General features: G+C 45.4%; 21 protein-coding genes. 12 read left to right on the top strand and 9 right to left on the bottom strand.

Annotation, left to right across the window (positions count from 1 at the left end):
* Window positions 1-70: 70 nt before the first annotated feature.
* The 3 genes from AC5JPY_RS07910 to dnaJ all read right to left on the bottom strand — a co-directional run bounded on the left by AC5JPY_RS07910 (window position 71) and on the right by dnaJ (window position 3,242).
* Window positions 71-967: a hypothetical protein gene (locus tag AC5JPY_RS07910; protein ID WP_443524972.1), complete on the bottom strand. Its 897-nt coding sequence runs from the start codon at window positions 965-967 to the stop codon at window positions 71-73.
* Window positions 968-1,102: 135 nt separating this feature from the next.
* On the bottom strand, window positions 1,103-1,933 hold the full coding sequence (gene dapB / locus AC5JPY_RS07905) for a 4-hydroxy-tetrahydrodipicolinate reductase (protein WP_443524971.1): 831 nt from the start codon (window positions 1,931-1,933) through the stop codon (window positions 1,103-1,105).
* Window positions 1,934-2,105: 172 nt separating this feature from the next.
* A complete protein-coding gene (gene dnaJ / locus AC5JPY_RS07900; RefSeq protein ID WP_319050784.1) occupies window positions 2,106-3,242 on the bottom strand; it encodes a molecular chaperone DnaJ in 1,137 nt (378 codons plus the stop codon).
* Window positions 3,243-3,659: 417 nt separating this feature from the next.
* Here dnaJ and AC5JPY_RS07895 point away from each other — a divergent pair, with 417 nt between their 5' ends.
* The gene (locus tag AC5JPY_RS07895; protein ID WP_443524970.1) at window positions 3,660-4,310 is read left to right on the top strand and encodes a DUF2939 domain-containing protein; all 651 of its coding nucleotides are present in this window, start codon (window positions 3,660-3,662) and stop codon (window positions 4,308-4,310) included.
* A gap of 184 nt (window positions 4,311-4,494) precedes the next feature.
* Here AC5JPY_RS07895 and AC5JPY_RS07890 read toward each other — a convergent pair whose 3' ends face one another.
* Complete coding sequence (locus AC5JPY_RS07890; RefSeq protein ID WP_443524969.1) at window positions 4,495-5,559, bottom strand: disulfide isomerase DsbC N-terminal domain-containing protein; 1,065 nt, start codon at window positions 5,557-5,559, stop codon at window positions 4,495-4,497.
* Window positions 5,560-5,934: 375 nt separating this feature from the next.
* Window positions 5,935-6,639 carry a pseudouridine synthase gene (locus AC5JPY_RS07885; RefSeq protein WP_443524968.1) on the bottom strand — a complete coding sequence of 235 codons (705 nt, stop codon included), beginning with the start codon at window positions 6,637-6,639 and terminating at the stop codon, window positions 5,935-5,937.
* 196 nt (window positions 6,640-6,835) lie between these two features.
* On the opposite strand from AC5JPY_RS07885, the gene AC5JPY_RS07880 reads away from it, so the two are divergent.
* The 4 genes from AC5JPY_RS07880 to AC5JPY_RS07865 all read left to right on the top strand — a co-directional run bounded on the left by AC5JPY_RS07880 (window position 6,836) and on the right by AC5JPY_RS07865 (window position 10,018).
* Complete coding sequence (locus tag AC5JPY_RS07880; protein WP_443524967.1) at window positions 6,836-7,438, top strand: IMPACT family protein; 603 nt, start codon at window positions 6,836-6,838, stop codon at window positions 7,436-7,438.
* 239 nt (window positions 7,439-7,677) lie between these two features.
* Window positions 7,678-8,775 (top strand): YheT family hydrolase, encoded by a 1,098-nt coding sequence (locus AC5JPY_RS07875; protein ID WP_443524966.1) that lies wholly within the window; start codon window positions 7,678-7,680, stop codon window positions 8,773-8,775.
* 68 nt (window positions 8,776-8,843) lie between these two features.
* Window positions 8,844-9,386: an acyl-CoA thioesterase gene (locus AC5JPY_RS07870; RefSeq protein WP_443524964.1), complete on the top strand. Its 543-nt coding sequence runs from the start codon at window positions 8,844-8,846 to the stop codon at window positions 9,384-9,386.
* 254 nt (window positions 9,387-9,640) lie between these two features.
* Complete coding sequence (locus AC5JPY_RS07865) at window positions 9,641-10,018, top strand: DsrE family protein (RefSeq protein ID WP_443524962.1); 378 nt, start codon at window positions 9,641-9,643, stop codon at window positions 10,016-10,018.
* Between the two features lie 121 nt (window positions 10,019-10,139).
* Here the strand turns inward: AC5JPY_RS07865 and AC5JPY_RS07860 are convergent, their stop codons facing one another.
* Window positions 10,140-11,048 carry an abortive infection family protein gene (locus AC5JPY_RS07860; protein WP_443524960.1) on the bottom strand — a complete coding sequence of 303 codons (909 nt, stop codon included), beginning with the start codon at window positions 11,046-11,048 and terminating at the stop codon, window positions 10,140-10,142.
* Window positions 11,049-11,265: 217 nt separating this feature from the next.
* Between AC5JPY_RS07860 and AC5JPY_RS07855 the strand changes: the two genes are divergently transcribed.
* Window positions 11,266-12,309: an NAD(P)H-dependent flavin oxidoreductase gene (locus AC5JPY_RS07855; protein WP_443524958.1), complete on the top strand. Its 1,044-nt coding sequence runs from the start codon at window positions 11,266-11,268 to the stop codon at window positions 12,307-12,309.
* A 2-nt stretch (window positions 12,310-12,311) separates the two neighbouring features.
* Here AC5JPY_RS07855 and AC5JPY_RS07850 read toward each other — a convergent pair whose 3' ends face one another.
* Window positions 12,312-13,259, bottom strand: a complete 948-nt coding sequence (locus tag AC5JPY_RS07850) for an alpha/beta fold hydrolase (RefSeq protein WP_443524956.1) — start codon at window positions 13,257-13,259, stop codon at window positions 12,312-12,314.
* An 86-nt stretch (window positions 13,260-13,345) separates the two neighbouring features.
* On the bottom strand, window positions 13,346-14,068 hold the full coding sequence (locus tag AC5JPY_RS07845; protein ID WP_443524954.1) for an aspartate/glutamate racemase family protein: 723 nt from the start codon (window positions 14,066-14,068) through the stop codon (window positions 13,346-13,348).
* Between the two features lie 304 nt (window positions 14,069-14,372).
* On the opposite strand from AC5JPY_RS07845, the gene AC5JPY_RS07840 reads away from it, so the two are divergent.
* The 4 genes from AC5JPY_RS07840 (at window position 14,373) to AC5JPY_RS07825 (ending at window position 18,150) form a co-directional block, all read left to right on the top strand.
* A complete protein-coding gene (locus tag AC5JPY_RS07840; protein WP_319050797.1) occupies window positions 14,373-14,627 on the top strand; it encodes a DUF2798 domain-containing protein in 255 nt (84 codons plus the stop codon).
* Window positions 14,628-14,922: 295 nt separating this feature from the next.
* Complete coding sequence (locus AC5JPY_RS07835) at window positions 14,923-15,900, top strand: zinc-binding dehydrogenase (protein ID WP_443524952.1); 978 nt, start codon at window positions 14,923-14,925, stop codon at window positions 15,898-15,900.
* A gap of 197 nt (window positions 15,901-16,097) precedes the next feature.
* Window positions 16,098-17,102, top strand: a complete 1,005-nt coding sequence (locus AC5JPY_RS07830; protein ID WP_443524951.1) for a YhdH/YhfP family quinone oxidoreductase — start codon at window positions 16,098-16,100, stop codon at window positions 17,100-17,102.
* A gap of 199 nt (window positions 17,103-17,301) precedes the next feature.
* Entirely contained in the window at window positions 17,302-18,150 is an 849-nt protein-coding gene (locus AC5JPY_RS07825) for an HNH endonuclease (RefSeq protein WP_443524950.1), read from the top strand.
* A gap of 212 nt (window positions 18,151-18,362) precedes the next feature.
* Here the strand turns inward: AC5JPY_RS07825 and guaA are convergent, their stop codons facing one another.
* Window positions 18,363-19,973, bottom strand: coding sequence for a glutamine-hydrolyzing GMP synthase (gene guaA / locus AC5JPY_RS07820; RefSeq protein WP_443524948.1), 1,611 nt, complete (start codon window positions 19,971-19,973; stop codon window positions 18,363-18,365).
* Window positions 19,974-20,546: 573 nt separating this feature from the next.
* On the opposite strand from guaA, the gene AC5JPY_RS07815 reads away from it, so the two are divergent.
* On the top strand, window positions 20,547-22,529 hold the full coding sequence (locus AC5JPY_RS07815; RefSeq protein ID WP_443524947.1) for a YadA-like family protein: 1,983 nt from the start codon (window positions 20,547-20,549) through the stop codon (window positions 22,527-22,529).
* Between the two features lie 247 nt (window positions 22,530-22,776).
* A complete protein-coding gene (locus AC5JPY_RS07810) occupies window positions 22,777-23,838 on the top strand; it encodes a hypothetical protein (RefSeq protein WP_443524946.1) in 1,062 nt (353 codons plus the stop codon).
* The last annotated feature ends 112 nt before the right edge of the window (window positions 23,839-23,950 follow it).

Genomic DNA, 23,950 nt, shown 5'->3' with positions numbered 1-23,950 from the left:
CGCGGCGCTATTGATTATAGATCAATCACAGCACCGCGCTTTTTTTGTGGTTGGCTGTTTGATTTAGAAGCTATTGAACCAATAAAGCAATCGGTGCGTTATTATTGCTACTAGACGTTCGACTGCCGCTACTGATTGAGGTTTGTGAGATTTGACCAATCGTCACCCATTGTCCACGTGGCACAATGAGCGTACTGTTCAATCTTTGAGCATCGACCATATTATTGTCATAACTATTTTGACGATAAGGCGAATGGGATTGTGCAACTCCGTTTTTAGCTAATGTTTCTTCAACTTGAGATAGTGTGACCTCAACCTGTCCGTTTGACAGTAGCCTTGGTAAAACAGCGATGCCTCTGCTAGTCGGTAGCAATACTTGATTCTGGATAATGATTTGTCTTGAGGGTCGGGTATGGCTTGAATAAATATTAGTATTGTAGAGTGAGTAGAGCGTGCCTGTACTGATACTGGCCGCGCTGCCAGATAGCGTTTGTACTTGGTATAGATTATTGCTTTGCTGCTGGCTGCGACGCTGGTTGATAATCCCTGACCCTTGGATACCGCGATTGGTAATGATGACCTGACCCTGCTGAGTGCTACTCTGACTGTCCTGAATATTCCCAACACGTACCGCAACGGTGAGCGCTTGCGGCTGACGATCAATCTGGCTGAGTAGCTGCTGTATCATTTGATAATTGCGAGGTGTGGTTCTCAGTATCAGCTTGTCCTGATACACACTTGCCGTACCACCATCAGCGGTGCTATTCAATTGTTGTCTAACAGGGGTCAATAGTGCCTCGCCACCGTAAGTATCAATCACATAGGTTTGAGTGCTATTGGCTTGTACTGCAATAGGTAGGACAGCTAGACTGAGTGCAAATACAGGAAGGCATGCACTGCGAGCAATATTGGCTATAGAAATCGCACCAACCAGCTTATACGTTGTATAGCGTTTGATATTACTCACAGGCATTCTCCTTGTTGTTTGCGGCCTCGTCTCTTTCAGTCTTAAAACCTGTATGTCTCTGTTTGTTTAAATCCCTGTCTATTTAAACCACTGTCTGTTTAAGCCATTGTTTCTTTAAATCCTCAGTGATCACGTCTACTCATTTAGACCCAGCACGTCTTGCATATTGTACTGTCCAACTGCTTGCTCGGTTACCCACGTCGCGGCACGTACAGCACCTGCGGCAAACGTCATGCGCTCTCGTGCGCGATGGGTGATCTCAACCACCTCACCATCTGCGATAAACATTACGGTATGGTCACCCACGATCTCGCCGCCGCGTACGGCATGTATACCGATGGTTCCTGTTTCACGCTCGCCCGTTTGTCCTTCGCGGCCATAGACAGCAACATCTTTTAGATTTTGTCCGCGGGCGTCGGCGACAGCCTCTGCCATCATATAGGCTGTCCCAGATGGCGCATCAATCTTATGCTTATGATGTGCTTCGATGATTTCTACATCAGCATCAGCACCAAATGCCTTTGCGGCCATGCCAAGTAGTTTTAATGATAAATTTACGCCCGTCGAATAGTTGCCAGCATACACGATGGCGATTGCTTCGCTTGCTTTTGCTAGTACTTGCTCTTGGGCTTCATTGAACCCAGTCGTACCGATAACCATTGCCACCTTGTGCTCAGCACAGACTTGCATATTTTGCTCGGTCGCATCAGGCAGACTAAAATCAATCAGCACATCGATGTCGTTAATCACAGTCTCTAGGTTATCAACAATCTGTACCTCTAAACATCCGATAGCAGCAACCTCTCCTGCATCAGCACCGACGAGACTAGATCCTTGGCGCTCAATCGCGGCATTAAGCATAGTTTTTGAATTGTTCTGTACGGCTTCGATAAGCATGCGGCCCATACGACCACCTGCACCGATCACACCAACTTTGATGGCTTGCTCATTTGTTTGTTGATTCATCTCTCTACCTTAAATACTTTATATTTACTGGGATTATTGTGAATATCATTTATCGTAAGTTTAGCAAATATCATTACCTGAGTGGTTTTTTATCAGCACAAGAAAAAGCCCAAAGGTTTCATGTGAAACCTTTGGGCTTAGTTTAGTACTAGCTACTTAGTCAGACTATTTTTTAATCGAATAAATCGCCGATTTTTTTAAAGAATGATTTTTTGTGTGGTGACTGCTGATGTTTGCTGTCATCATCCAAAGTATCTTGGAATTGACGTAACAGATCTTTTTGCTCACGTGTCAAGTTGACAGGTGTCTCGATGACAACGCGGCAGATCAAATCACCTTTCATTGTGGTGCGTACTGGCGTCACGCCTTTGCCGCGTACACGCAGCAATTTACCACTTTGTGTACCTTCTGCGACTTTGATCTTTACTTTGCCATCTAAGGTTGGGATTTCAACTTCTTTACCTAATGCTGCATCGGTGATGCTAACAGGTACGTCCATGTATAGGTCAGCGCCTTGGCGGGTAAAGACATTGTGTTGTTTGACACGTACTTCGACATACAGATCACCGTTCTGTACACCTGCACCGCCCGCCTCACCTTCTCCTGCTAGGCGAACGCGGTCACCATCATCGACGCCTGCTGGGATAGACACTTCTAGTGTGCGTGATTTGTCTTTGACGCCATTACCATGACAGTCAGGACATGGGTTTTTGATCTGTTTACCAGAGCCACCACACTGCGGGCAAGCCTGCTGCACTGCAAAGAAGCCTTGCTGCATACGCACTTGACCTTGACCATGACACATTTGACAGGTCACGACATCAGAGGCGTTTTTTGCGCCTTTACCATCACAGGTATCACAGGGCGCTGGTGCGGTGAAGCTGATTTCTTTTTTGCAGCCACGTACCGCTTCTTCTAATGTCAGCTCAATGACATAGCGTAAGTCTGAGCCTCGACGTGAACGTCCACCGCCGCCACCACGTGATTGACCAAAAATATCGCCAAAGTTGCCAAAGATATCGCCAAAGATGTCTTGGAAGTTGCCACCGCCTGCACCACCAAAACCGCCGCCGCCCATACCATTCTCAAAAGCAGCGTGACCCATGCGGTCATAGGCTGAGCGCTTTTCTTCGTCACTTAGCACTTCATAAGCCATCGACGCTTCTTTGAATTTGTCATCAGAGTCAGGGTCATCAGAGTTGCGATCTGGATGGTATTTCATAGCAAGCTTGCGGTAGGCTCGCTTAATTTCCTTGCTATCAGCGGTTTTGCTGACACCTAATACTTCATAAAAATCGCGTTTACTCATGGTTTCTCCTATCGTCTTCGCAGTACCGCCAGCTCGTTGACTGATTAACGTTGCTCATTAGCTCTTTATTCATACGTGATTACATCATCAGGTTTCATATGAAACATAACAAACAACGATATCACGGGCTAATAACAAGTGGATGCGACGAGCAAGTTTGGTGGGGCCGCTTAGCCAAATCAATTATAAAAAGTTTGCGCTATTTATGGAGATGGTCTGCTGATTTATCAAGCGCTTAAGCCATCAAATTCATAGTTAGCGCTGTTAAATCGCGATATACACGATTTATTAAGGTTGCTACACAGCTTTTCGTACCGAAGTAATGTCCAGTCGTGCTAATATTTACCGCCATATCTACCGTCATTTATATCTATAGCGACAACGTTTGCGACAACATGCAACAAGGTGCCAAGTCTTATGAAAAAGCTGATTTTCTTATTGATCATCATTGCGGTAGTCGTCTATGCAGGCTCCCCTTACTACAGCGCCTATCAGCTCAAAAACGCTTATGATGATAAAGATGGGGCCACTATCGCAGCGGCTATTGATTATGAGCAGGTACGACCAAGTATTCAAAACCAGCTGACTGGTCAATTTGCAACGACCCTGACCAAGTACCCGCTGATCGCTGAGCTGGGTGGTGAGCCACTTACCCAAGCGGCAAATGGCTTTATTACGCAAGCCGTCGACGGTGCCATCACCCCGCAAAACATCGAGAAACTCATCAATACCCAAGGCCAGGCCAACACAGCCACCAAAGAGCTGGCTGCTGCATGGGCCATCGCTAGTGATCAGGTTGATCTAAAAAACCTTATTCAAAGCTTAATTATTCAACGCGGCGACGTAGATGCTGTGGTCAAAATCCAAATGCAGCAAGTCATGAAAAAACAAGCGGCTGAGCTTGAGCAGCAGGCCGCCCAAGGCAATGATAGCGAAAAACCAACATTGAGCTATTGCGGTATCAATTGCTTCGATGTTAGTGGTCAAGTGAAAGGCTATCCACTTACTATCGAGATGCAGCGTGAAGGTTTGATTGGATGGAAAATTGTGGATGTGGTGCTGCCATAACTATTTTTGACAGCCAACGATCTTAAAACTATAGCGTTCAAACTATAGCCCTTAAACCATGGTATTCGAACTACTAGTATATAAAACAAAAAAACCGCCTTATGCGTAGCGTCATAAGGCGGTTTTTTGTTTGCTTGAAGTGCGGGGCTACATGAATTATGAATGTTGTATGACGCTGACGTCGTTACTCTATGCCCAGAAACTCTAAGAACTCAGGGCTTTCAAAACTCGCTTGATATAGCACACCATCTTCACGGTAAATGGCTGGCGTTGCCATTACCGCGAGTCCCGCGGCTTTTTCACGATTGGGCGTGACATGATCGACGGTACAACTTGAGGATGCAGGTGTCATCTGACCTTGTAGCATCGCCTTATCAAATGCTTGACGACGACTGTCTTCATCAGCTTGACACCAGATACCCCGCATTTGCTCAGGTGATGCTTCATATATTGGATAGCCGATGATATTGACCGTCACGCCTTTTGCATTGAGCGATGGTACTTGCTGATGCAATCGGCGGCAGTAAGGGCAGTTCACATCATCTGCCACATAGATAACGGCTTTCTCAGGGCTAGTCGCTGGATAAGTAATCAACTGGCTGTTATCCAATGTCGCAAATACAGACTGATTTTTGCGCTTTTCAAAATTCTCATCGAGCCCGATAAATTGACCGTTTTCGATCACTGATATTTCACCATCAGTAATGTACTGTGCATCATCTGATAGTAAAAACGGCACACCTTCTAGCGTTGCTCCCCAAATCACGCCCGGTACGGCAGTATAAAAGAATGGCGTTTTAGCACTCATGTTTTTCAGCGCTGCCATATTTGCTAGCATGTCAGATTTGACGCTAGCACTGACAGGTTTGCCTACCTGCGCACTCGTGCTACGTGCTGGTGTTTTGGTCACTACCCGCTTGCTTGGATTCTTTTGCAGCTCACCTTGGATGACATATCTACCATCTTCAGTGATGTGCAACGGCAACTGCCCTGCCAAGTTTACTTGATACATATTAGGTAAGTTGGAAGGCACGATAGAGGTAATTTGCGTTTTGATACCTGCTTGGGTCAATACTTGGCGCAAGCGCTGATCGATAGCCGTACTTACCGCTTTGGCTGTTTTTGCGCTTTGGCTATTGTTGCTTAACTGAGCACTGCTAGCATCTGCGGAGCTTGGCTGAGCGCAAGCAGTGGTTGCTAGCAATATAACGCCGATTAGGCTGGCAGGTTTTAATACAGATAATGTCACTGAAGGGTTCCTATCTGGTTTTTGATAATGACCGTTTTTTGATAGCGATAGTTTTTCGATAATGATATTTTTTCGATAATGATTGCTTTTACGACTCAGGCATACTGAGCAAATCCGACTCGGCAAGTGATAATAGACAAGTCATGCTACAAATAAAAATAACTGTAGCACATAGGTTGGTTTTGCAAAGTGATAAATGGCCCAAATCGCAAAACTGCTACCTAATCTTAAGAGATAGGCAACACAAGCACCGTGGATGAAAACGGTAAACAAAAACAGCGGACAGCAAAAAGCAGCACACGGTGTCGCGGCTGCTCATGAGTTGTACAACAATGGTCTAAAAATGATAGTGCGAAGAGTAAATCCAGTCTATAACTAGAACTTGGCAACTTCTTCTGGTGTTAAGAAGCGGCTATCACCTTTTTCCAAACCGTCTAAATTGATATGACCGATACTAGCGCGGTGCAATTCAGTGACTCTATTGCCAAAATAGCCCATCATGCGTTTGACCTGATGATACTTACCCTGCTCTAGTGTCAGGCGTGCATGAGTCTCATCAATGAATTCTAGAACAGCAGGCTTGGTTGGCTCAAAATCTCCCTCTAATAGAATCCCTTCGGCGACTTTTTTCACAGCTTTCTCTTGTGAATCGCTATCCATCGCATCTGCCAAGGTCAGCTCGTACACCTTGGCATGCTCGTGCTTGGGGCTAGTGACGCGGTGTAGCCAGCCACCATCATCACTCATGAGCAGTGCGCCGGTGGTATCGACGTCGAGACGTCCCGCAATACGCAAGCTACCCAGTTCTGGTACCGCAATCAGCTCGGTGACGATTGGATACTCTTTAGCTTTTAATGTACATTCAAAGCCCTCAGGCTTATACAACAAGATATAGCGATTGCCAGTAGCCACTGACAGCGGCTCGCCTGCCCACATCACATCGTCATTGACGATATCGACATGTAGACCAGGGTCTTTGACCACTTGATCGTTCACAGTGATTTCGCCGGCGTGCATGATCTTTTTTGATTCTTTGCGCGACAGCTCGGTGGCTTTACTAATAAATTTATCTAAACGCATACTATGACTACCATCGGTTTTATGATACCAGCCCTAAATCAGAAATTAACGATGCCAGCTCTCAGCCGTGAGCGCCTCGTTATCTTCGATGGTTAGAAATGGTACTATAATGAAAAATTGAATGAACACTGCGCCCAATATAAAAGCCAGTGACAGTCAGACCAGTTTAACATATCCAACCTAAGCCTGATGAAATATGAGCTATCAAACGCTAAAACGTGCGGTTACCGCGCGCCTAGAAATCAAAAAGTCCGAGTTTATTGCTTATGCCTATCCTGTGACCGCCCGCGAGCAAGCTATGTTTCACGTGGAACAACTACGCGAGCAGTACCCTGATGCCCGTCATTTTTGCTGGGCATATATCGTTGGTGACCCTGACAACACCACTAGTGCAGGGTTCGATGATGATAGTGAACCAAGCGGTACGGCTGGCAGGCCGATATTAAATGTTCTGCAACACAAGTCCATCGGCAACGTGATTATCATCGTGGTGCGTTATTTTGGTGGTATCAAATTAGGTGCTGGCGGTCTTACTCGTGCTTATGCAGGCGCGGCACAAGCAGCTGTTGATGAGATGATATTGAGCCCCTATGTACCGATGGCACAAGTGCAGGTGCTGGCGACGTTTGCGACTGAGGCACAATGCCGCTATATCATAGAGAGTCTTGGTGGGCGTGTTGATGATGTCGCATACAGCAAACAAGTTATTTTGAGCGCAACCCTTGCTGAGGCAGATATTGAGAATTTAAAAGAGCGTCTGGCAATGGATGGTCGCGTGTTGAATCAGCCAAAAAATTAAAAGATCGGATTAACTGCTCTCGTCCGTTAGTTTAGACAGCTTTATTGTTAGTCGCTTTTTTCAACTGCTGCTTTCAGTCTCTGTATTCCATAGCTGCTTTTAGAAAATGCTTTGGAACAACTACTTTCAGTAGCTGTTTTTCAGTAAGCATGCGTTCACTGAAAATCATTGGTTTTCGTAGGCACTGGCGTTATGATAAAAAACATTACTTTTTAACCCTCCTTAAATAAGATCCTTATATGTCCACCTCGACCACACCTTTTTCTCCAGCTCCCTTTAAGCCACCATTTTGGCTGACCAACCCTCATTTGCAGAGCATCTTGCCTAAATTTTTTGCGCCCAAAGCACCAACGTATCGCCGTGTGGTGATGCAAGATTCCTTAAGTGAAACCGATATTGCTTACGACTTTTATGATGCGCATCCTATAAATTCATCGACTGATGGATCACTTGAGCAAACACCGTTGATTGTCCTATTCCACGGCATGGAGGGCAGCAGTGACAGTCACTATGCTCGCGCATTGGCTTACCAGATGCACGCGCAAGGCTGGCATTTTGTAGTGGTGCACTTTCGTAGTTGTGGCGGTATTCCAGCTAATGGACGAGTTTTTTATAATGCCGGTGATACCAATGAGGTGCATCACGCGCTACAGAACTTACGTGCACAGTATGCCAATATCTATGCGGCTGGCGTGTCACTTGGTGGTAACGCACTAGCGAAATATATGGGCGAGTATGGTGACGAAGCCATTTGCAAAGGCGCGGCAGTCATCTCTGCTCCCGTCGATATGTCATCGGCTGCCATTACTATGCACAGCTTTTTGAGTCATCGTATCTATACGCCTTATCTGCTCAATCCAATTATCAAAAAAGCGTTGGCGAACGACATCACCAAAGAAGAAATTGATGCTATCAAAGCCGTCAATCGTATCAGCGACTTCGATGATATCTTTACCGCGCCCCGTCATGGCTACCGCTCCAACAATCACTATTACCACTCTTCGTCTGCCCTACCTTACTTGATCAATGTCACCAAGCCTCTACTGTTAATTAGTGCAAAAGACGATCCTTTCATTGGCTTTACCGCGACGCCAAACGATGTTTCTGATAGCGTCACTATATTGGATACAGAACACGGTGGACATATCGGTTATCTGCGCTATCGTTCAGACAGTGCTCATGCCAAAAGCAAACCGTCTGTCACCAGTGCTAAAAAGTCTAAGATTTCAAAATTCGATATTAACTGGATACCTGAAACGGTTAGTGCTTATTTTAATTGGATTGGTTTGGCTTCCATTAGCGAGCCTTCTCAAGATGTAGTCTCTAACGATAAATAATCAATGACACCAGTGTCATCAATGACAAAATAATAACGCCAACGTTTACAAACTTTTGAGAGTGTTCTATGTATCCATTTATCCGCTATGCCGCTACCATCGCTCATGCTGCCATAAAAGCAAAACGGGGTGACACACTGACGTTCAAAGACACCAGTGAGATTCAGTTTCGCTGCCGCTTATCCGATATCGATAACTTTTTGGAAATGAATAACGGTCGCGTATTCACGCTATATGACTTGGGTCGTATGGACTTTGCGGTACGGACGGGTCTTGGCAACCAGCTCCTAAAACAGCGTTGGGGTTTGGTCATCGCTGGCAGTACTATCCAATACCGTAAGCGTATTCGCGCCTTTGACAAAGTCACGCTAAAGACCAAAATTGTCGGTATCGATGCGCGCTGGCTCTATATCGAGCAATCCATGTGGGTCAAGGGCAAGCCTTGCTCGTCTGGATTACTGCGTACAGGTGTGACCAAAGGTGGACGGGTAATAGACACGGCACAGGTGCTGGCAGCATTAGGACAGTCTGACTGGGAACTACCGCCAACGGGTTACGTGGCTGAATGGATTAAAAGCGATGCTGATCGTCCATGGCCGCCAACGGAATAATGGGCAGATTGGTAACAGATATAATAATAATGAATAGACCACTTAGCTAAAAGTGGCGCTGCTGAACATTGATTAAAAGCACGTCAAAGCCATGAAAAAGCACATTACAGACAAGTCAAAGTCACGTCACAAACAAGTCACCTTATGACTACTATTCCATAACAAGTCATTATATAAATACATATAATAAATGTTAGGATAATAGTGAGTATTATATTTGACTCACCCAAAAATAGTCCTATAAGGAGAATAATATGGCTAACATGACGGATTTTGTCGGTACGTTATTTGATAATAGCGAAACAAATCCAAGCAAGATCACCCTAGCCTTTACTATGGCTGGCGTAGCACTCAAAAAAGGCCACTCTGCTACTGTTATACTCATGGTAGATGCGGTACATCTGGCAAAACCGAACGCGCTAGACGGTGTCGATATTGGCGATCCGTTTGAGCCCGCTGACGAGTTGCTTGAGACCTTTATTGAAAAAGGCGGACAAGTACTGGTCTGCGGTGCCTGCATGAAACATGGCGGAGTCGAGGAATCAGATATCGATAAACGCTTTGAAGTGATTAGCGGTGATGATGTGGTTGAGCTGCTGATGAATGCAAAAGGGTCGCTGCAGTTGAATTAATAGCAAAAATTAAGAAGCCAAGTTATAAGAATGGGTCAGTTTTCTTGGTCATCTTTTTGGTGGCTTGGATAATTGGCTCTTTTACTTTCTAAGTTGGTAAAACTCCTTCAAAAGACAAATTTTAATCATCTTTTCTCATTTCATGAGTCTCCAGTAAGTATATAGCCAAGGTAGATGATGCTCCAACTGCTAACTTAGCGTGCCTAGGTTGTAACCCTTTAAATTCACTATCTTTACCGTGACCACTGCCATATTCGTTTCTAACTTCTGCAATGCCTTGGATAACAGCGGATAAACTACCTAGAATCTGTCTTATTGACCTCGCCGCTTTTGCTTCGTTAGATATATCATCAGGCGTAATTTTGAGTAGTTTAGTAGTTTCTCTCATTAATTTAGATAAGTCCCAGTTTTTATTATATTCTTCTTGCCTACTTTTAAAGATTGATTTACAAGCAGTTTCAATCAACTCCTTCGCTACTCCTATCGCTTGATAAGGTGAAGTCTCAATTGATGATTCCATTAAATTAATCTGCTGAGAAACGTAATCAGCGTTAAAAATGATTTTAATCTCATTACCTTTTTTTTCTATAGAAGCTTTGCCAGTAAATTTTTTTCTTCCACTAAAAGTTGGTCTATTAAAAATATGAACTGCTTCGACAATTTCAAAATCGTCATGACTTAGAATTTTATTGAAGATATCAAGAAGCATTTTTACTTCTTCTCTATCTGTTCTTACTACTGGATGTATCATATGACACAAGAAATCCAGAAAGATATTATCGTTGCAATCTAGCAAATTGAACCTACTATCATAAAAAACCCAGTCGTCATCCCAATCGTGGTTATTAAATATATGCTGCCAAATATCACCTTTAGCATTTGGATACCTACTATCAGTTGAAGAGAGGCTTTCTAAATCATAAAGTCTGGATAAAAATGTGGTTTCATCTAACCTTCCAGCCCAATCGATACTTCCTATCTGAATAGAATCAAATATATCGCGTCGAGTAATTGAAGATATTTTATTCATTAGTTATTTCCAACTTTCTTTGACTAGGTGTTTAGTAATCTCAAGTATATGTATTAACAAGCTTCAACTACAGTTTTATAGCCAACTACTTTAACTACAACTTTGTAGTCAAAACTCACCTCTTCATTCAGAAACTAAATAAACACTATCTAACACGCGCACTGCCTTCCTCTGCTACAGTAAGCCATGCAAATATCCTAATAAAAAGGAGCCATTCATGAGCTTACTTGATACTCTAAACTTAACCTACCCGATCATCCAAGCACCGATGGCAGGCGCAACCACACCTGAACTGGCAGCGACGGTAAGTAACTTTGGTGGGTTGGGCTCATTGGGATCTGGCATGACCGCACCAGATGTTTTGAATAGCCAAATCAATACGATTAAGACCCTGACCGACCGTCCTTTTATGATTAATCTGATGGTGCTCTCCGAGTATGATTCGAACATTTTTGATACCGCTATACCTGCTTGGCTAAGTGAGTACTATCAAGAGAATGGCATAGTCGCCGAATTACCTGAACGCCCTGCTCAAAATTTCACAGATCAGCTACAAGTACTCTATGACAACCCTGTGCCTGTTGCCAGTTTTACCTTTGGTCTTATCAGTGCTGAGCAAGTTCAGCGTCTGCAAAGTCTCGGCACATGCGTCATCGGTACGGCAAATCATCCATTAGAAGCCAAAGCATGGAGCGAGATTGGTGCTGATGCGGTCTGTGTACAAGGGGCAGAAGCTGGCGGTCATCGCGGTGGCTGGTTGCCACAAAGCGAAACCGATCCTTTGGGATTGCTGACACTGATTAGCCAAACGCGCGCATGCACAGAGATTCCGTTGATTGCAGCAGGTGGCATCATGACAGCACAAGATATCAAGGCAGTACAAGCCGCTGGTGCTGAGCTTGCGCAACTGGGAACAGCGTTTTTGACCACAGATCAGTGCGGTATTAATGACACGTATAAACAAGCTCTCATTGATGCCAGGCAAGGGTTACGCAGTAGTGAGACACGCTTAACTCGATTGTTTTCAGGTAAGCTCGCTCGTGGTTTATTAAACGATTATCTACGTGATTTTGCTCAGTTTGAGAACACGGATGTGCTACCACCCTACCCGCAACTCAATGCTATGACTAAGTCTATGCGCGCGCATGCTACTCATAGTCTTGATGCAGAACATCTATCATTATGGGCAGGACAAGGGGTAGCTTTAGTCAAACAAGAAAGCACACTTGACCTGCTTGAACGGTTGGTAAAACAGCTATAGGTTTACTTACTTTTTAGCCGGTCGCGAAACCCTTTATAATCCTCAGCCGTCTGATCTACCGCCTCGACCATCGGCACATGGCCAACCTTAGGCATCATAATGACTTGCGCCTGTGGGATGATTTCTTTGATCAACTTTGTGGTTTCAGGTTTGATAACTCGGTCTTCTTCGCCCCAAACGACCAGCGTTGGGAGATTATATTTTGCGACGACTGCGGCACGTGTCTCGACATTGTCTACCACGATTTGCTCAAGAATGTTGGCATGTAGCGCTTTATTTTCAATACGCTCTTGGGCAAAGACTGCTTGCACTGTTTTGGGCAGATAAGGCGGTTTGTACATGACAAACTCATACAGCTTGTAGAAATCTTCTGTTTTATTGATCAATAGTGGGTTGTTCTCAAGCGTGGCATTTTCTAGTGATTTTGGGACACCTGCTGACCAAAATCCTGCACTGTCGATGAGCCAAAGACTTTTGATATCGGTTGGATACTTTGCTGCATATGCCACGCTGATAGCACCGCCCATTGAGTTACCACCTAGATGAAGGTTTGAAGCGGTGCCCTTCGCTTGCATCAACTCATGTAAGCGCTGAGCCTGTGCATCTGCGCGATAGTCTGCACTATCGGGCTTGCTTGAGTCACCAAATCCTAGTAGGTCTGGGATAATGAGGTGATAGTCTCCAAGCTCGCTTGCAACACGCGTAAAGCTGTCTTTGTTACTACCAAACCCATGAATCAACAATAAAGGCTCAGCAGCGGTATTGTTGTTTTCGGCATACGTCAGCTGCTCACCTGACGCCAGTGTAAATACCTTAGTGGTCAGATCAGACTTATTGCGCTCGTGTTGGATGATTTTTTGGGTTGTGGCAACGGTGAAACTATTAGGCGTTGTACAACTGGCAACAGACAAAGCCAAGAAAAGAGGAAAACATATACGCATCAATGACATCAAAACATCCTTATTAGTTATCAGTAAATGAGTTGCACAACACTTATTTATGCCACCCTTTTGTGCTCTAGCCTTTTCCACTGCCTTTATTGATTTAACAAAAACTCTACCGCAGCCGCAGCATGGATAGCAGTGGTATCAAATACAGGAATCGGGCTATCGGTTTCTTTGATAAGTAGACCAATCTCTGTACAGCCTAATATCACGCCTTCTGCTCCTTGCGCAGCCAAGTCCTTAATCACTTGACGATAATATTCTCGTGAGCTGTCTTTAAACTCACCGACACACAGCTCTTTTTTGATGACACGGTGTACCTCTACTCTTGCATCCTGCTCTGGTATCAGCACTTGCAAGCCTGCATCGATCAGATGCTGCTTATAAAAGTCCTGAGTCATCGTAAACTGCGTACCGAGTAGTACTACTGTGGTCAGGTTTTGCTTTTTGATAGCCTCGATAGTCGCATCAGCGATATGAATCAACGGCAGCGCTGTGACAGCTGCTACGTTATCAAACAATTTATGCATCGTATTGGAGGCGATCATGATTCCTTGCACGCCAGCTGCTTGCAAACGCTGAGTGCTGCTAGCCATGATCGTACCCAGCTCATCCCATTGACCTTGCTCTTGTAACTCATTGATCGCTGCAAAATCCACGCTATAGATCATCAAGTCTGCTGAATGTAGTCCGCCAAGCTGATGTTTGATGCCTTCATTAATCAGGCGATAATAGCTCTCGGTGCTCTCCCAGCTCATACCGCCGATGATGCCCAATGTTCGTTGTTCAAAATCTCGCTGTTGTTGATCTGCCATGTCACTCTCCTAGGTATTTTATCGTCTGGCTCATCGCCAATTATCGTAGCAACGCTGGCTATATATAGTGTGCGCGTTTACACCAATGCTATTTTGCTCAACACAAAACCCTTGTAATCAATATACAACGATTACTACCATTAATAATAACGATTTTACCTACTCATTTTTGAGGCGTATCATGTGCGCTCGTAGCCAACTATCCTGTCGGCTACGTTTGTTAATTACCGTAGATGTATACCATACGCCAGCATCATAGGCTGAGCGTCGCTATTTGCTACCATCCTGTAGGACACCGAACACTATGACAAACTTCCCCACTATCAGAATACGCATCCGCCGCAAGCTCTATCGCCTTATCTTTACAGGTCTGATGGCGATGATGATGTCGCTTATCATCTCGTCAGCGCTATTATTGGTAAAAGTAGGCTACGTTGATGGCTTTTTTGCAGAATTGATGCACTCTTGGGGACTGGCCTTTATCTTTGCGTGGCCGAGCGCGTATATCTGTGCCTATATGATACAAGAGCATGTCCTCAGTCGTATTGAGTTTTATTAGACCATAATGTAGCAGACAAAAATATTACCGATGTAAGCCAAGCTTTCTATAATAAAATCCATTTAGCACGAATGTATCCACTGTCTAGACGACCAGTCTATTTTTAAGTATAGTATCCTTTTTCAAGTATAGTATCTTTGTGAATCGATGGCCTATATTTATCATTATCGTGGTATTGTTTTCACTCGAACAAAAAAATATTGGTGAATAACCTTGATAACATCATGTTTTAGCTGGTTATTCAGACTCTTAATATACTTATAAATAAAATCATAAATAAGCAAAGGAAATCATCATGCGTAGTGCTATTCATAACAGTTTTGGTAAACCCTCCGACGTATTAAGCGTGGGCGACAGTCCCATGCCGCAGCCTGCTGCCAACGAAGTCCGCATCAAAACCATTCTCTCCCCTATTCACAACCATGACCTGCTAACCGTCAGTGGTCAATACGGCTATAAGCCTGAGATGCCAGCCATCGGTGGTAGTGAAGCGCTAGGTATCATCGATGCTGTCGGCGACGACGTCACAGATCTCAGTGTCGGTCAGCGAGTAGCGTGCGCTAGTGTACATGAGACATGGGCCGAGTATTTTGTCGCCCCTGCTGATATGGTATTTGTCATACCTGACAGTATCAAAGACGAGCTAGCAGCCCAGCTGATTGCTATGCCATTGTCTGCCTTGATGCTATTAGAGTTCTTAGAAGTCGATAGCGGTCAATGGATTATTCATAACGCTGCAAATGGCGCAGTCGGTAAGACACTAGCCATGCTCGCTGCTGCGCGCGGCGTGAATACCATCAATCTGGTGCGTAGTAAAGAGTCGCTTGAAGAGCTGACTGCACTCGATATTAAAAACAACGTCGTCACCGCTGACGATGATTGGAAAGACCAAGTCCGCGCCATCATCGGTGATGACAAGATTACCGCAGCCGTTGACTCGGTCGGCGGTGATTCAAGCAATGAGCTGCTATCACTACTGGGTAGCAAAGGCACGCTGGTCTCATTTGGTATCATGTCAGGCAAGCCAATGGCACTAGACGCTGGTAGCTTGATCTTTAAACAAGCGGTGGTAAAAGGGTTCTGGGGCAGCAAAACCAGTCAAGAAATGGATCTCGATAACAAACAACGTCTGATCGATGAGCTACTAGAGCGCGCTTCTAATGGCGACCTAAAACTCCCTATCGAAGCCATCTATAGTCTGGATGACATCACAACTGCCGTCTCTGGAAAAGTACAATCAAGCAAAAAAGGCAAGGTTATTTTAAAACCGTAAGCAATATATTACCCTTACAATGACTGTCCTCTAGAGAGGTAACATGACATCCAAAAGAGCCCGCTCGTATTACTCGTCAGATAATACTGTGGGCTTTTTTGCTTTGACCAGACGTCTCTAACCATAGTGCGGCGCTAGTATAGTTGCTACACCATCATCAATAAGTACCCATAATAAAACCGAATAAGGATATAACCATGTCAAACAACACAACATTCAAAGCACTCGTCGTCGAAGAAACCAGCGACGGTGAATTTAAAAAAAGTATCCAAGAGCGTAGTGTCAGCGACCTACCAGAGAACGACCTACTCATTGAAGTACACTACTCATCATTGAACTTCAAAGATGCAATGTCGGCGTCAGGCAACAAGCGAATCACGAGAGAATATCCACATACCCCTGGTATCGACGCAGCGGGCGTGGTCGTCAGTGATAAGTCAGGCACGTTTAGCGTAGGGCAAGAAGTATTGGTATTCGGCTATGATCTCGGTATGAATACCGACGGCGGTCTGGGTCAAATGATCTCTATCCCAGCAGATTGGGCGCTGGCGTGTCCAGAGACGCTGACGCTAAAAGAAGCGATGACCTATGGTACAGGCGGACTGACCGCAGCACTCAGTGTCCAAAAACTAGAGAAAATGGGCGCAAAACCAAGTGATGGTCCAGTTGCTGTCACTGGGGCAACAGGTGGCGTCGGTACGATCAGTATCGCTATCTTAAAGCAGCTCGGCTACGAGGTGATTGCGTTCTCAGGTAAGCCAGAGCAGAGCGATCATCTAAAAGAAGTGGGTGCAAGCGAAGTCCGTCATCGCGATACCATCAATGAAATCGGTAAAAAACCTGTCGGCCTTGAGCTGTGGGCAAACGCTATCGATACCCTCGGCGGTGAGTATCTATCTAACTTGCTCAAGCAAACCAAAGCGGGCGGCGCAGTGACCAATTGTGGTCTAGCAGGTGGTGCTGAGTTCTCCATGACGGTCATGCCATTTATCACTCGTGCCGTGTCACTATTGGGTATCGACTCGGTCTATATCCCGTTGGCTGATAAAGAAGCGATTTGGCAACGTGTCGCCACCGATATGAAATTGCCTAATATTGAGAGCTATGGTGAAGAGATTACGCTAGAGCAAACGCCAGAATACTTAGATCGCTTTATGTCTAGCAAAGTGGTTGGGCGTTATGTAGTAAATGTGAAGGGTTAGGATTTTAGCTTAAGGTCGAATTTTATAAATAGTAGCGGTGCTCTTTATCTAAAAGAGCACCGCTTTTTTTGGCATATATACAATGGAAAATTCGTTCATATTGAGACTTAGGATAAAAAGTCGAAAAACATGAATTGACTTTAACAAACTTAAGTTTACTATAATATCTTCATAGAGTATTAGTAATAAGGAAGTTAAATTGTTTGAGATAGGAGAAATTTATAATAGGCGTGCTGATATACACGGTAAATATAAGGGCCAACAATATGGTGGTATAGCTACTCCTGCCGCTCATCCATATATATTTATATTTACAGGTGATTCTGGTAGCGAGTATGGATATATTGACGATTTCGATCCTAATGGTACCTTTAAATACACAGGTGAAGGACAAGAGGGTGACATGAAAATGTCTAAAGGTAATTTAGCTATTCGCGATCATCAAAAAAACAATAAAGAAATCCTACTCTTTGAATCTACATCACGAGGTTATGTACGGCTTTTAGGAACATGCAATTATGTTTTTCATCATATTGAAAAGCGACCAGATAGAAATGGTAATCTTCGTGAGGCTATCATTTTCCATCTAGATATAGTTAACAATCGAAATATTGATGCAGCTCACACTCTAAATTCCAAAATAGTTGAATCACCTAAAGCGATGTACGTTACTAAGCCTAGCAAAGGCCAGTCATTACAAAAACTACGAGAGATTGCTTTAAGTTCAACACCAACCCAAGGAAGTACACAAGAAAAAATTCAGTCTATCCAAAACCGTAGTAGAGCAATTAAGCTTTATGCTAAGAAAAGAGCTAACGGCATATGCGAAGGGTGTAACGAGATAGCTCCATTTGAAACTAAGTCTGGACCTTACCTTGAAGTCCATCACTTAACTAGGTTGGCAGACGGTGGGGCAGACTTACCTCAAAACGTTATCGCGTTGTGTCCTATATGTCATCGAAAAGCTCACTACTCTCTAGATCATTTAGAGTTTAACAGTAGATTAATAGATACAGTTATTGCTATCGAAGCTCGTCTAAACCAATAAGGTACTTGTAACAACAAAAAAAAGCACCCAACTAAGTTGAGTGCTTTTTTATTTACGACAAGCTGTATATCAATTCAAAAAAGCTACTTTGAAAAGCTATTTAGATAAGTTTACGTAGTCTAAGATGGTAACAAGGCAACCGAGCGCAGATAGTACGTGTTTGTACATCTGCGCTCGGTTAACACCGTTACTGTTTAGAATACTTAAACGGACTACTCCCACTCAATCGTTGCAGGTGGCTTGCTCGACACATCATAAGTCACGCGTGATACGTCAGCGATTTCATTCATGATACGGTTCGATACCGTCTCGATCAGATCATACGGCAGATGTGCAAAGCGAGCCGTCATAAAGTCTACCGTCTCAACCGCACGTAGCGCGATTACCCACGCATAGCGGCGACCATCACCGACTACGCCGACAGACTTAATAGGTTGGAAGACCGCAAATGCTTGTGCCGTCTTGTCATACCAGCCTGAACGCTCAAGCTCTTGCATAAAGATAGCATCAGCCAAACGCAGGATATCAGCATATTCTTTTTTGACTTCACCAAGGATACGCACGCCCAAACCTGGACCTGGGAACGGATGACGATAGATCATTTTGGCTGGTAGGCCCAATGTGATACCAAGCTTGCGCACTTCATCTTTGAATAAATCACGTAACGGCTCAATCAGTTTGAATGCCAAGTCATCTGGCAAACCGCCAACGTTATGATGGCTCTTAATCACGTGGGCTTTGCCTTGATGCGACTTAGCAGATTCGATAACGTCTGGATAAATCGTACCCTGTGCCAAGAACTCAACGACTTTACCATCGCTCTGCTCGCTCACTTGACGCGCGCTATCAGCGAATACGTCGATGAATGTCTTGCCGATGATTTTGCGTTTTTTCTCTGGATCAGACTCGCCTGCTAGCGCATCTAAGAACAAATCTTCAGCATCAACACGGATGACTTTTACACCCATGTTTTCGGCAAAGATTTGCATCACTTGGTCGCCTTCGTGCAGACGCAATAGACCATTATCAACAAACACACAAGTCAGCTGATCACCGATTGCTTTATGCAATAGCGCGGCAACGACTGAACTGTCGACACCGCCCGATAGACCTAGCAATACCTGCTTGTCACCGATTTGCTCTTTTAGCTGTGCGATACGCATATCAGCGATATTGTCTGGCGTCCACTCACCTGCGCACTCGCAGATTTGATGGACAAAACGACCCAGCAACTCTTGACCTTGTAGCGTATGCGTGACTTCTGGATGGAACTGTAGACCGTAGTATTGCTTGTCATCATTGGCCATAATTGCAATCGGACAGCTTGGCGTGCTGGCGATGATATCGAAGCCTTCAGGCGCTTCGATGACTTTATCGCCATGACTCATCCAAACGTTTAGCTTAGCAGCCGCGCCGTCAGTCTTGCTGTCTTCGATACCGTCAGTGAGCTGTGAATGACCAGTGACATCAATGGTCGCGGCTCCAAACTCATGAATATCACTAGCATGAACCTGCCCGCCGAAACGATCTGCCATCGCTTGCATACCGTAGCAGATACCTAATACGGGCACGCCTAGCTCAAACACTGCATCGTTGATACGTGGGCTGTTTTCAGCATGAACGCTCTCAGGACCACCTGATAAGATGACGCCTTTTGCACCAAAATCGATGATGCGCTGAGTATCGATGTCATAAGGGAACATCTCACAAAACACCCCAGAATCGCGCACACGGCGGGCGATTAACTGACTGTATTGCGAGCCAAAATCGAGGATTAAGATGCGATCTTCTTTGATTGTAGGAGTGGCAGCGGCAGTGGTCATAAATCGATGTCCATCAATAGATAAATTGGTGCCCTATTTTAACAAGTTTACGCCTCATAAGGGTTACTTCCTCCGCAATATTTTACTATTCAATCATTTTCTTTGGAAAAAACATTCAATCCTGTCATTTAAACGACCTTGTCCTCTGGCATCCTGTTATTTTTCAATCGTATTGTTGTATGTTCAAGACTTTCCTGACTTTCCTGACTTTTCACTTGCTATAGCACCATGTCTATATAACGACTCTTACTTTTTATAGCGGCTCTTTAGTCAGTATATTTTAGCTGTAAATCTTCTCAAGAGTACAACGACTACACCCACTTAACACCTGTCCTTAAATGACGATAAAGCACTGCTATCCAATAAAAAATATATTCAAACAATAGCGAAATATTAGTCGATTTTTGTTACGACTCCGTGTACATTGTTAAGAGGTTCTTACTATCACAGAGACAATAAACCATTAAATCATTTAGATAAATGCCCTATAAATATGGGGGTCAATACGCCTTTACTCACACTTGTCGTACCAACCACAAGGCTCGTAGGAGCTTTTATCAAAGGAATAAGATTATGCAAAAGGAATTTTCAAAGCGCTCAGCACTTAAGCTTAGCTCACTCACTTTAGCAGTTGCTGCAGCAACATTGACTTCGGTTTCTGCTTTTGCTGATACCACTCCAGACTGTAATGCAGGCACTGATGCCACCGCTCTAGAGTGCGGTGTCAATGCGGCTGCAACAGGTGTAGATGCGCTTGCTGTTGGTACAGACTCCACAGCAACTGGTAACTCAACTACAGCGGTTGGCGGCGAGTCAGTGGCGAGTGGTCCTGGTGCTACTGCTATCGGCTGGCAAGCAGTTACTGCAGGCAATCGATCAACCGCACTGGGTCATCAGACCTCTGCAATCGGTGTTCAGTCAGTTGCTGTCGGTGAGGATGCAACGGCGACAGGTAACGGTGCTATCGCGATTGGTGGTAATAATGATGTCAATAATGACGGGAACTTAGACGAAGATGGTGTTGGCTCAAATGCCAATGGTAATGACGCTGTAGCAATCGGTGCTGGTGCTAGCGCGCAAGGCAACTCTACGACAGCGGTTGGTGGCGAATCAGTGGCAACTGGCCCTGGTTCCACTGCTATCGGTTGGCAGTCGGGTGCAAATGCAGAGCGTGCGCAAGCATTCGGTCATTTGGCTCAAGCAAATGGTGTGCGCTCTACAGCAGTTGGTGAAGCAGCTTTTGCTGGTGGAACCAATGATACTGTGGCTGTCGGTAACTTGACGCAGGCCAATGGTAATTCGACGACGGTATTGGGCGGCGAAGCCTTTACTGGAACAGTGGCTGATGGTACAGATTTAAATGCAGGTGCTCTAACTTCTACAGGCGAGACAGCAGGTGCGACTGCCCTCGGTTGGCGTGCAACGGCTACGGCAGAGAGAGCGACCGCAGTCGGTCATTTAGCCAGTGCTACTGGTGTTCGTTCTACCGCAGTCGGTGAAGACGCTTTTGCTGGCGGGACTAACGATACCGTGGCTATCGGTAACAAGACTCAAGCCAATGGTAATTCGACGACGGTATTAGGCGGCGAAGCCTTTACCGGAACAGTGGCGGATGGTACAGATTTAAACGCAGGCTCTCTAACTTCTACGGGTGAGACTGCAGGTGCGACCGCTGTGGGTTGGCGTGCAACGGCTACCGCAGAGAGGGCGCAGGCTTTTGGTCATCTAGCCAGTGCTTCTGGCGTACGCTCACTTGCTGTAGGCGAAGATGCTAGTGCTGAATCAGACAATGCAATTGCTATCGGTAATAACTCAGTCGCCTCAGGTCTCGATGGTGTAGCGGTTGGCGGCGATAGAAGCGGCGAGCGTCAAACGACCGCTTCTGGTACCTCTTCTACTGCTATCGGCGCGCAAGCCCAAGCGACGCAAGCGGGTGCGACCGCAATCGGCTGGCAGTCAACCGCTAGTGGCGTTCGTGCACAGGCCTTTGGTCATCTGGCATCTGCAACGGGCGAACGCTCTACTGCTGTGGGTGAAGCTGCGCAAGCACAAGGTTCAGGATCAGTAGCACTGGGTAATCAGTCATCTGCTAGTGGCTCAAACGGTATCGCTATTGGTAATGGTGCTGCAGCGGCAAACGACAATCAAATCGTCTTAGGTAGCACAAACCAACTGCAAGAGAGCACTCTATCACAATCTGGCGTAACCAATATTGTGACAACGGATGCAAGTGGTACGCTAGGTACTCTTAATATGGAGTCCCTAGCAACATCAAGACAATTCAACGATTTGCGTAGTCAATACAACCGTCAAGAAGACCGCTTAGATGAAGCAGAAGATGGTATTGCGATGGCTCTATCGATGGAAACCCCAGTTATCCCTTCAGGTAAGCGTTACGCCATGACTATCGGTACGGGCTATTACAATAGCAGCTCAGCCATCAGCGCCTCATTCGCTGGTCGAGTCAGTGACAGTATCACTATCTCAACTGGTGCAGGTTTCGGTACTGACACGGGTAAAGTAGGCGCACGCGGCGGGGTAACCTTTGCTTGGTAAGTGTTGCTTAGTGATTTTCGTTTGATAATTTTGGCTTAGCAACTGGCTCGTCTATTAATTGATATACGGGCTAGTCAATAAACAGATATCTACCTCGTCTGCATGCGTATTTGAACATAGCGAGGTAGATATCTCTTAGCGTTAGAAGTTTACTCAACATAAATAAAAATTCGTTTCACAGAGACGTGTTTACGGTTCCATCAAAACAACTAGGAAGTCTTTAACTATTTTAACAGAGGAAAAAACTATGAAAATTGCAGTCTCGTCATACTCAGCACGAAAGATCAGCACTCTTGCCCTAACAGTTGCCGCGGCGTCTTTGAGCACTACCGCTGTGATGGCAGCTGAATGTCAGATCAATGATGCCAATACCCAAACCATTATGGGTGCCACTAGCAACGTCAAATCTGCCATTGCCTGTGGTAGCGCAGCAACTGCTGGCGGTACTAACGATACTGTCGCTATCGGTAGCAAAGCCAATGCTGGCATGAACTCTGCCACAGCGGTCGGTGGTCAAGCCAATGCAGCCGGTCTAGGGTCTACGTCTATCGGTTGGCAATCAAAAGCTACTGCTGAGCGTGCACAAGCCTTTGGTCATCTCGCCAATGCTAGCGGTGTACGAGCAACGGCAGTCGGTGAAGCTGCAATGGCTGGTGGAACTAACGATACTGTCGCTATCGGTAACAAAGCCAATGCTGGTATGAACTCTGCTACAGCGGTCGGCGGTGAAGCTAATGCAGCGGGCCTAGGGTCTACCTCTATCGGTTGGCAGTCAAAAGCCACGGCTGAGCGAGCACAAGCGTTTGGTCATCTCGCCAATGCTAGCGGTGTACGTGCAACGGCAGTCGGTGAAGCTGCAATGGCTGGTGGAACTAATGACACTGTCGCGGTCGGTAACAAAGCCAATGCTGGCATGAACTCTGCCACAGCGGTCGGCGGCGAAGCCAATGCAGCAGGTCTAGGGTCTACCTCTATCGGCTGGAAATCAAAAGCCACGGGCGAGCGAGCGCAAGCGTTTGGTCACCTCGCCAATGCTAGCGGCATACGTGCAACGGCAGTTGGTGAAGCTGCTGCAGCACAGGGTGAAGCCTCTATTGCTATCGGTAATATCTCGGTTGCTAGCGGTTTGAACAGCATTGCTATCGGTAACGGCGTCAAAGCAACCAATAAACATCAAGTCGTCTTGGGTAATGCAGGACAAGTTAAATCAAGTACCGCCTCACAGACAGGTCAAGTCAGTATCGTAACGATTGATGAGAACGGCACGTTAGGTACCATGCTTGTTGATTATTACAAAGCAGCTCAGTAATCCTAACAACTATTAGTCATGCTATGAACAGCAAAAACCCCGCTATTGCGGGGTTTTTTATATCTCACTATGACGAAACTTATGAGCAAATCATTTGATAATAGCTCCTGTA

It is taken from the genome of Psychrobacter sp. H27, from assembly GCF_059072655.1.
The sequence above is the reverse complement of the archived record's forward strand: the minus strand, read 5'-3'. Positions and strand labels throughout refer to the sequence as shown.